This is a genomic window from Candidatus Poseidoniia archaeon (assembly GCA_030748895.1).
Classification (GTDB): Archaea; Thermoplasmatota; Poseidoniia; order MGIII; family CG-Epi1; genus UBA8886.
This window is the reverse complement of record JASMLC010000014.1, coordinates 26,087-33,231: the sequence shown is the minus strand read 5'-3', so window position 1 is coordinate 33,231 and position 7,145 is coordinate 26,087. Positions and strand designations below refer to the sequence as shown.

At 63.4% G+C, this 7,145-nt stretch carries 9 protein-coding genes; 2 read left to right on the top strand and 7 right to left on the bottom strand.

The annotated features are described in order from the left end of the window. Both QGG57_06150 and QGG57_06145 read left to right on the top strand, forming a co-directional pair. Positions 1–1,332, top strand: a 1,332-nt coding sequence (locus tag QGG57_06150) for a PKD domain-containing protein (GenBank protein ID MDP7007747.1), incomplete at its 5' end; no start/stop codon positions are given. Positions 1,333–1,363: 31 nt separating this feature from the next. Continuing rightward, positions 1,364–1,822, top strand: coding sequence for a helix-turn-helix domain-containing protein (locus tag QGG57_06145; protein MDP7007746.1), 459 nt, complete (start codon positions 1,364–1,366; stop codon positions 1,820–1,822). Between the two features lie 31 nt (positions 1,823–1,853). Here the strand turns inward: QGG57_06145 and QGG57_06140 are convergent, their stop codons facing one another. The 7 genes from QGG57_06140 to QGG57_06110 are packed head-to-tail and all read right to left on the bottom strand — an operon-like array spanning position 1,854 to position 7,134. Further along, on the bottom strand, positions 1,854–2,141 hold the full coding sequence (locus QGG57_06140; protein MDP7007745.1) for a hypothetical protein: 288 nt from the start codon (positions 2,139–2,141) through the stop codon (positions 1,854–1,856). Further along, complete coding sequence (locus QGG57_06135) at positions 2,141–3,640, bottom strand: tRNA uridine(34) 5-carboxymethylaminomethyl modification radical SAM/GNAT enzyme Elp3 (GenBank protein MDP7007744.1); 1,500 nt, start codon at positions 3,638–3,640, stop codon at positions 2,141–2,143. Before QGG57_06135 ends, QGG57_06140 begins: the two co-directional genes overlap by 1 nt. A gap of 17 nt (positions 3,641–3,657) precedes the next feature. Beyond that, positions 3,658–4,761, bottom strand: coding sequence for a Xaa-Pro peptidase family protein (locus QGG57_06130; GenBank protein MDP7007743.1), 1,104 nt, complete (start codon positions 4,759–4,761; stop codon positions 3,658–3,660). Next, a complete protein-coding gene (locus tag QGG57_06125; protein MDP7007742.1) occupies positions 4,751–4,915 on the bottom strand; it encodes a hypothetical protein in 165 nt (54 codons plus the stop codon). Before QGG57_06125 ends, QGG57_06130 begins: the two co-directional genes overlap by 11 nt. After that, entirely contained in the window at positions 4,906–5,529 is a 624-nt protein-coding gene (locus tag QGG57_06120) for a hypothetical protein (protein ID MDP7007741.1), read from the bottom strand. The genes QGG57_06125 and QGG57_06120 overlap by 10 nt, the downstream gene beginning before the upstream one ends. Then, positions 5,529–6,161 (bottom strand): MBL fold metallo-hydrolase, encoded by a 633-nt coding sequence (locus QGG57_06115; protein MDP7007740.1) that lies wholly within the window; start codon positions 6,159–6,161, stop codon positions 5,529–5,531. Before QGG57_06115 ends, QGG57_06120 begins: the two co-directional genes overlap by 1 nt. 31 nt (positions 6,162–6,192) lie before the next feature. After that, the gene (locus QGG57_06110) at positions 6,193–7,134 is read right to left on the bottom strand and encodes a TFIIB-type zinc ribbon-containing protein (GenBank protein MDP7007739.1); all 942 of its coding nucleotides are present in this window, start codon (positions 7,132–7,134) and stop codon (positions 6,193–6,195) included. Between the last annotated feature and the right edge of the window lie 11 nt (positions 7,135–7,145).

The following is a 7,145-nucleotide window of genomic DNA, read 5'->3' as shown; positions in this document are numbered from 1 at the left end:
AACGACCGGGACGGCAAGCTGTCAGCTGGTGACAAGTTCACCGCACGCGGCAATGGCCACTCTTCCAACGGCCCCGCCCGGGATGACTGGTCCCTTGAGATAGTATACCAACCGACCGGATTAATCGCAGGTGTGACCATGACGGACTATACCTATGACTACTTCGTTATGGTCGGTGAAGCGCAATACGACCAGCACCCTGGTTTCCGCTCCAACCGCGAGGCAACATACACGGGAACATGGGTTTACACGGCAACGGGACCAACCACATTCTCCCTGAAGAGCTTCCAAATATGGTTTGAGGGAACGGATGAAGATTATGAGGCAGACTGTGAATGGACAATATATTTACTCAGCAACGGGGTCGACATTTCCGAACACGTCTTTGGTTGCCAGAGCGACGGGGACAATCTGGAAAAGGAAGAACATAGCTTCGATGACAATAACACGCTCATCCTCGAAACGGCCCAGACCTTTGAAGTCGAACTCTGGTATGAGGGATGGGAGGACGTGAATATTTACGCGGGGAGCGCCACCTACGACACAGGAATAACGGTCCAGTTATTTGGCTGGATGGTAGTGGATAATCCCGTATCAACCTCCGCAACCGACGTGACAGACCATTCAGCAAATCACTCGGTTATATCATATACCGAGATGATTGGCACCTCCGTCGATTTGTCCATCAATGCCTACACAGAATTTTACGTTGACAATATCTCATACGACTGGTCTTCAGACGTTGACGGTTACCTTGGCAACGACTCCAGCATCACTGCAACAAATCTCAGTGCAGGCCTGCACGTCATAACTGTAACGGTTTCAGGCGAGGTGTGCGAGTGCTCGGAACAACGTACCCTTCAGCTTGACGTAACGGCCCCGCCCACGGCTTACGCTGGTGACTCGGTAGTGGTCTATGCCAATGTAATTGTTCAGTTCAATGGTCAGGGCAGCGACGTCGATGGCACAATCGTGAAATGGGAGTGGGATTTTGATGCCAATGGAATCTACGATTGGTCATCGGATGCGAATGGAGTGACCACATTCATATTCAACACTCCTGGGAACTACTCGGTGGAACTGCAAGTTACTGATGACGATGGCCTCACGGCGTCTGCCACCCGCGACGTGACCGTGGTCGCGATTGTTATTCCTGAATTTCCTTCCGGCAATGAGACCGGGAACGAGACTGGGAACGAAACCTCCGACAATGGCGGAGATGGCGAAACGACTGGCAGTGGCCTGCCGGGTTTCGGTGCCGCGGGCAGTATGGCTGCCCTGGCGACTGCGGGCGTGGTCGCCTCCTTTCGCCGCCGTAAGCTTCTACGGTAGTCGCAGCCAGAATCGCTGGTACCCGTGGCTGGTGCCGCTGCTGGGGCTATTCCGGTGGCGAGACTCGAAGCTGACCGAGCACCAGACCCGGGTGGAATTGCTCGAGCAGATTGGGCAGGAACCCGGAATTATATTGAGCGAACTCAAACAGAACTTTGGCCTCCACAATGGCACGGCAGCCTATCACCTTGGACTGCTTGAGAGCGGAGGCCTGATTCGTTCCGAACCCTCGGTAATGGATGGACGCGCCCGCGGATTTGTTGTCACAGAGTGGCAGGGTGACTTCCCGCTACGGTTTACCCCAAGCCAGCAGCGTTTCTTCGATTATCTGAAAGTGAACCCGGGAGCATCACTCGGTACGGCAGCTCAGGCCCTTGACTTGGCGCGCCAAACAGTTGAATACACTGCACTCAAACTCGAAGAACAGGGGCTATTGCGGCGCGAAAATGCTGGTGCCGAGGGATGGCAATGGTACATAGCCGAGAAATAGCAGCAGGAACGGGCTGCGAGCGCGCCCGCAGCTACTTCGGCAAGTAGTCGCCGATGCGCCGCTCATAATCGCCGAAGTAGCGCGCAATGACCGGCAGCTCGAAGCTGCGCAGGATGGACTCCTTCGGCTCGCGCTCGAGCAGGAAGCGAAATGACGCTTCGACCAGCTGCTCGGGCGTCGCGCAGCCCTGCGTCAGCCGCGCGTGGTAGTCGCGCGACAGCGAGACGCGATGCTCGGTCGCGCTACCGCGCTCGGCGACGCGCACCGTCAGTAGCCAGCCGTCGGGAGCGTCGGCGCGGGAGACCGAGATTTTGGCCATCAGAGCCCCTTCGCGACATAGCTGCCGTCCAGATCGTAGCCCAGCTTGCGGTAGTATTCCAGCGTCCCGACGCCGTGGGTCACACGCAGCCGGCCGAAATCGGCTGACATATCCTCGGCAATCCCCATCAGTTGCGCGCCGAGCCCGCGGTGCTGGACGCCGCTGCCATCCATCCCGAGCCGGGCGGCCTGCCCCGTGACTTTCAGCTCGCGCACGGTCGCCTGCTCATCGTGGCGCAGCCGCATGTAGGCGAGCAGCTTGCGCCCTGCTTCGAATGAGACGAAATGTTCTGTGCCTCCACTCGCTTCGTAGCTGCGCGTACGCAGCTCCGCGTCGGCCGGGTCGATACGCGCGCGCCACACTTCGCGGCAGTTGATGCAGGCGCAGCGCTTGCCGCGCTGCTTGAGTTCGCGCCGCGCGTATTGCCGCAGGTTAGAGTTCATCACGCCGGCGATAATCTGGTGCTTCGGGATGTCGCGCTGGATGCGCTGGATGCGGACCCACGGCGGCACCATTTCCTTCAGGTCGGCGACGACGTTGGCCGCAATCTCGGTATCGTACGGCACCCAGTCGCCCGGGTTGGCGGCGAGCGGCGCACCGCGGACCAGCAGCGTCGGGTAAAGTTTCAGCATGTCGGGCTGGAAATCCGGCTCGGCGAAGAGCCGTGCGAAGTCGCGCCGGTCCTTCTCGGGCGACATTCCCGGCAGGCCCGGCATCAGGTGGTAGACCACTTTCAGCCCCGCTTCTTTCAGCCGCCGCGTCGCCGCGATCACGTCAGCGACCGACTGCTGCCGGTTGAGCTTGTCGAGCACCGCGTCGTCAAGGCATTGCACCCCGATTTCGACCCGTGTCGCCCCCTGCCGCCGCATCTGGTGCACAGCCCAGTCGCTGCACTCGGTGGGACGCGTCTCCATCGTCAGCGCCACGCAGCGGTGCGGGGCGGTGGCGTTGGCCGCCAGCGCCGCGTCGAGCGAATCGCTCGACGCGCTGTTCAACGCCCGGAAGGCGCCACGCAGGAATTCGTCCTGGTATTCCGGCTCGCGCGCGGTGAAGGTGCCGCCCATGATAATCAGCTCGACCTTGTCGGTCGGGTGGCCGTTGCGCGTATACTGCTCCAGCCGTCCCGCCACTTGCGCCTGCGGGTCGTAGCCGTGTCGCGCCCCGCGTCGCGCCGCCGGCTCGTGGCCCGTATACGACTGCGGCGCGTCGTTGGCAGGCCCGCCGGGACAGTAGGTGCAGGTGCCGTGCGGACAGGGCGCCGGCGAAGTCATGATGGCGACCGGCGCGACGCCGGCGGAGGTGCGCATTGGCTTGACGCGCAGCAGCCGCGCCAGCTCCGGCTCCGCCGCCGCGTCGAGCTGCGCCAGCAGCTCGTTGTTGGCGGGCAGCCCCGCCGTGCTGGAGGCGCGCGCGACGTCCAGCTTGATGCGCTCAACGGCATCGCGCGACTGCGGTCGCTCTTCCAGCAGCCGTTCCACTACGCGCGCGGCGACGCTCACGCTCGCGCAGCGCAGCTTCAGTATAACGCCTTTGCGGCGTGCGTCAGCGTTTCGCAGCCCGAGCGCGTCACGAGCACGTCGTCTTCGATGCGAATGCCGCCTTGCCGTGGGAAGTAGAGCCCCGGCTCAACAGTCACGGCCATCCCCTGTTCCAGCACCGTCTTCTGTCCATACGTCAGCGACGGCCACTCGTGTACTTCCAGCCCGAAGCCGTGCCCGGTGCCGTGGACGAAGCGGCTGCCAACGCCGCTGCGGCCGAGGAAGTTGCGCCCCGCGCCGTCGACATCCTGCGCCACAGCCCCGTGTCGCAGCGCCCCGCGCGAACGCGCGTTGGCTTCCAGCACCAGCGCGTAGCGCTTGCGCCATTTCGGCGTGGGGTTGCCGCCGACGAAATAGGTGCGCGTAATGTCGGAGCAGTAGCCCTTCCAGAAAGCGCCAAAATCGCAGATGACCGAATCGCTGTCGCGCAGCCGCCGCCGGCCGGGCGAGTGGTGCGAGAACGCCGCGTTCGGCCCGGAGGCGACAATCGTCGTGAACGAGGTCTCCTGCACCCCGCGCCGGCGCAGAAAGTAGTCGATTTCAGCCGCGACTTCGAACTCCGTAAGGCCAGCGCCAGCTTCGCATAGCTCGCGCGCGAAACGCTGCCCCGCGTCGGCATGGCGCACGGCAACGCGGATGCGCTCCAGCTCGTCGGGCGCCTTGCGGGCGCGCAGGTCGCGCACCGCCGTCGAGCGCTCGACCGCGACGCCGCGCTGCAAACGCAGTGCGGCGTCGCTCAACACGCTGCCAACTTCGCGTTCTTCCAGCAACGCTTTCAGCGCCGCTTTGGCCGACGCAAAATCAGCGCCGACATCAGGGTAGCCCGACCAGAGCCGCAGGTCGCGCACGCCAGCTTCCTTACGACAGCGGTGTCCTTCGAGCGACGAGGTGATGCCGACCGGCGCACCGCGCTGCGGGACGAAAACGTAGTTCAGCGTCGAGCTGGGTGGCGACCCCGGCGGCGACTCTGCCGATGCAAGCCAGCGCGTATTTCCGGCGCCGGCAGCGACAAACGCATCTGCCCCGGCATCGCGCAGCGCCCGTCGTACGCCAGCCCAGCGGCGGCGATAATCAATCTGCATTCTCGCCCCCGAGCGACCGCGCCAGCAAGCCCGCGGGAACGGCGTTGCCGCCCCAGAGCAGCAGCGTGACAGGCCAGTAGCCTTGCTGCAGGAAGAGCAGCCCCACCGCAGCGAGTGCGAAGTAAATCAGCGCGAGGTAGAGCTTCAGCAGCACTCGAGCACCCCCGTCACCACGTCGCCCGGCAGTTGCGGGGCGCCCGGCAGCGCCGCCAGCAGCAGCAGCACCGCCACCGGCACCAGCTGCATTAGCAGGTCGTCATCGAGCCACTTGATGGACGGCAGCTCGACCGCGACCATCACGATTGCGGCGACCAGCGCGTAGCCTAGCGCAGCGCTGGAAAGCGCGCTCGCTATCCCGAAGATAACTATATAAATCAAAAATGCCGCCATGACCCCCCCACCGAGCGCCTGCTGCCGCGGCAGGCGTGGCTTCAGTTCGCCCAGCAGCGGGTCGGTGTAGGCGGCGGCGATGATGGTCGCCATCACCACAGCCTGCCCCACGTCAAGGAATTCGTGCGCCGCCAGTAGCGCGGTCGTGCCGCTGGTGAACCAGAGGAAGCCGGCGATGCGTCGCTGCTCATACTCGCGCATGCCGGGCATCTCGCGCGCGGAGCGCAATCGCACCACTTCGACCACGACTGTGCCGAGCCAGAAGCCGGCCGCGAAAGCGAAGCGCGGCACGCCGAAAAGGGTGGGTGGCAGCAGGAAATAAATTACGTAACAGGCGACGACGGTGTGGTTGAAGCGGCGGAAAAGGTGCTGGTCCATCAGCTCAGGAACCTCCACACTTCAGGCTGCGTCGGCAAATCTTCCTGCTCCAGTTCCATCTCGCTGCCCAGTTCCATCACCGGCCACGGGCTGGCGTCGAGGAACGGCTGCACCTCGTCGATGGCGAGCGTAAGCGAGCCGTAGCGGTAGTGCATCGGCACCACCACGCGGGGCGTGACCGCTTGCGCGACGCGCCACGCCATCGCAGCGTCGATGGTGAAGACCCCGCCCACGGGGAGGAACAGCAGGTCGCAGCCCCGCATGGCGTCTAGTTGCTCTTCCGGGAAATGCCCCAGATCGGCAGTATGCAGGAAGTCGATGCCCTCCAGTGCGAAGCGGAACAGCACCACCTCGCCGCGCTTGGCGCCCTGTTCCTCATCGTGGAACGCCGGGATGCCCCTGATTTCACACTCCTGGAACTGGTGCCGTCCCGCAGTGTCGATGACCCGGCTGCGCAGCCCGCGCACGTTCCGCGACTGGTTGTGGTCGAAATGGTCGTGGCTCACCAGCACCAGGTCGGCGCTGGCGGAGGGTGGCGGCAGCCCGATAGAGCGCCCGTCGTGCGGGTCGATTACTAGCGTAAAGTCGCTCTGCAGTTCGAAGCAGGCGTGGCCGTGCCAGCGCAGAATCATCGGCCGCCGAGGCGGGACGCGGTTAAAAGCGTCAGATGTGGATGTCGATATTCAGGAATTGGGCCATTTCCTTGTAGCGGCTGCGAATCGTGACTTCCGTCAGGTCCGCGGCGCGCGCGACGTCCTTCTGCTTGCGGCGCTCGTTGTTGATAATCGAGGCGATGTAGACTGAGGCCGCTGCGAGTGAAATCGGCACCGAGTTGGTGAGCGGCACATCCTGTGCAGCGCGCAGCAGGTCACGGGCAGTCCCCTCGACCTTCGGTGTCAGGTCCAGCTTGGAACAGATGCGCGGCAGGTAGTCCTCCGGCAACGGAGGCATCGAGTGCATCTTCAGCGCCTTAACCATCACCTGATAGGTGCGCGAGATTTCCTTGCGCGAGTAGCGGCTGTGCCGGCTGATTTCGGTCAGCGTGCGCGGTACCCCTTCCTGCCGGCAGGCGGCATAGAGCGCGGCGCAGGCGACCATCTCGATGGCTCGCCCGGAGAGCGACTGCTCCTGGATGGCGCGTCGGTAAATGAATGCTGCCGTCTCCTGGATGCGGCGCGGGAGCTTCAAGTTGGTCGCGACCGCCTGCATCTCGCGCATGGCGACAGCCATGTTGCGCTCCGCTGATTTCGAGGCGCGGGCACGCCGCTGCCACTTGCGCATGCGGAAGAGCATTGACTGGTTGCGGTTAGAAATCGAGCGGCCGTAGTAGTCACGGTTGGTGGGCGAAATCTCGGTCGAGAGTCCCTTGTCAGGTAGCGTCGTGGACATCGGTGGGCCAGCCCTCGCGAGGGCATTCTCCTGCTGCATGTCGAACGCGCGCCATTCCGGGCCGGGGTCGACGATGTTCTCCTCCAGCACTAGGCCGCAATCGGCGCAGACCACTTCGGCGTGGTCATAGTCGCGCTTCAGGTGAGTGCTGCTGCACTCCGGGCAGGTCAGGACTTCGTCTACATTCTCGCCTTTCTTTTTTGATTTTGTCGCCATTTTGACACCTC

What these genes read in the sequence shown, in the direction of transcription:
- QGG57_06120 (MDP7007741.1), bottom strand. Translation starts at nt 5,529, where the DNA reads ATGGACCAGCACCTTTTCCGCCGCTTCAACCACACCGTCGTCGCCTGT.
- QGG57_06140 (MDP7007745.1), bottom strand. Translation starts at nt 2,141, where the DNA reads ATGGCCAAAATCTCGGTCTCCCGCGCCGACGCTCCCGACGGCTGGCTA.
- QGG57_06110 (MDP7007739.1), bottom strand. Translation starts at nt 7,134, where the DNA reads ATGGCGACAAAATCAAAAAAGAAAGGCGAGAATGTAGACGAAGTCCTG.
- QGG57_06115 (MDP7007740.1), bottom strand. Translation starts at nt 6,161, where the DNA reads ATGATTCTGCGCTGGCACGGCCACGCCTGCTTCGAACTGCAGAGCGAC.
- QGG57_06130 (MDP7007743.1), bottom strand. Translation starts at nt 4,761, where the DNA reads ATGCAGATTGATTATCGCCGCCGCTGGGCTGGCGTACGACGGGCGCTG.